The organism is Sphingomonas sp. 28-62-20 (assembly GCF_002281505.1).
The window spans coordinates 1-1,121 of the sequence record NZ_NCGH01000079.1 but is presented as its reverse complement, the minus strand read 5'-3'; the positions used below and the strand labels follow the sequence as shown (position 1 = coordinate 1,121).

Annotated in this window: 1 protein-coding gene; it reads left to right on the top strand. The window is 62.1% G+C overall.

Translation table 11 applies throughout. The annotated features are described in order from the left end of the window. Positions 1-1,121: DUF5934 domain-containing protein (locus B7Y43_RS20170; protein ID WP_374133437.1), on the top strand; the 1,121-nt coding region annotated here is incomplete at both ends.

Here is a 1,121-nt window from a genome sequence, read left to right as displayed (position 1 = left end):
TCGACCGATGACCTCCTGACCATGCGCGAGGGGATCATTTCTGCCCTCGATTCCATCGATGTCCCGGTCAAGGAATTCGCTCCGACCGACCTCATCCGCTTCTTCGATGAGGTCCTCGCCCCGTCCACTGGCGCTGGAGATGAAGTGCCGGGATACAACCGGTTCGATCCCATCAATGAGCAATGCATCAGGCGGGATCTCGTCACCCATGTCGGGCGTGACCGCCTCGTGCTTGAGGCACAGTCGTTGCGGCCAACCGGCTCATCAGTCGATGGCGTGCCCGAGTTGAAGGACTACGTGCCTGAGCGCTTCGATGTGCGCACCATGGCGGTGCGCAATTTTCCGGATCGCTGGGCACCCTGGGATAGCCAGAAGGTGATTGGGGACATCTTCAACCCCAAGCTCTCCCTGCCCTGTCCCGTCTTGCAGACAGCTTGTGGGGTGATCCCCAACCACGAGTCTTCCGAAGCGAAGGCCGGCTACAAGTTCGTGCGCACAAGCTCGCTTGCGGAAGGCAAGGGCGTGAAGCTTGTGCCCAAGCTGCGTACCGAAGCGGCTGAGTGGCAGTTCGTGGCCGACCGGGTCAAGCAGGGCGAGAAGCTCGTGTCCTGCTACTACGCTGTCACGATCATCGCGCCCAAGGGCCGGGGCGAGCCCTGCGAGCGGACCCTGAAGGCTCTCTACAAGGCGAGCGGGTGGGATCTGATTGACGAGACCCATATCCAGCTTCCCGCCTTCATGGCGCACTTTCCGCTGCTGCTGGCTGACGGGCTCGACAGCGACCTCAAGCGGATGAAGCGCATGCGCACCATGCGCTCGGCGAACCTTGCCGCGATTGCGCCGATCCAGGGCGAATACATCGGCGGCAACATCCCGCACCTGCTCTTCATCGGACGCCGGGGTCAGCCGCAATTCTGGTCACCCTTCCAGAACAGTGCCGGCAACCACAATGTCGCGATCTCGGGCAAGTCCGGTTCAGGCAAGTCGGTGCTGCTGCAGGACCTCACGGCAAGCTTTGCAGGGGTTGGGGCCAAGACCATCGTGATCGATGACGGCCGCAGCTTCGAGCATATGGCCAAGGCGCTTGGCGGGACATTCACCGAGTTCAAGCTGTCGTCGGG